This is a genomic window from uncultured Shewanella sp., assembly GCF_947491715.1.
In the GTDB taxonomy this organism is placed as follows: domain Bacteria; phylum Pseudomonadota; class Gammaproteobacteria; order Enterobacterales; family Shewanellaceae; genus Shewanella.
Genome location: NZ_CANLKR010000117.1, coordinates 1 through 473, shown reverse-complemented (window position 1 = coordinate 473; position 473 = coordinate 1). Strand labels below are relative to the sequence as shown.

Here is a 473-nt window from a genome sequence, read left to right as displayed (position 1 = left end):
TTACGCGGCGCCACATACACATCGCTACTGATAAACTCAGGCTCTGGCAAGGCCTTGCGGTCTAACTTGCCATTAATGGTAAGAGGAATATGATCAATGACCACAAAGACCGCAGGCACCATATATTCAGGCAACATTTCACCTAACTTCACACGTAACGACTCAATCCAATCGGTCTGCAGCGCCAAAGTGTCGATAACCTCAGTATCAACCGGAACAAAATAGGCCGCCAGATAAGGGCCGTTCTCTTTTTCCTGAGCAATCACCACAGCCTGCTTTACTGCATCACATTGACCTAGGGCACTTTCGATTTCACCCAGCTCTATCCGATACCCGCGAATTTTAACCTGAAAGTCGTTGCGGCCTAGGTATTCCAAATTACCATCGGGCAGCCAGCGCACTAAATCACCTGTTTTGTATAATCGAGTATAGCCTTTCTCGATATCAGAAGCCGTCGCAAATGGATTGTCAAT

General features: G+C 47.1%; 1 protein-coding gene. It reads right to left on the bottom strand.

The window, feature by feature from the left end; all coding sequences use genetic code 11:
* The coding region (locus Q0779_RS23755; protein ID WP_298776742.1) for an AMP-binding protein at nucleotides 1-473 on the bottom strand (473 nt) is incomplete at both ends.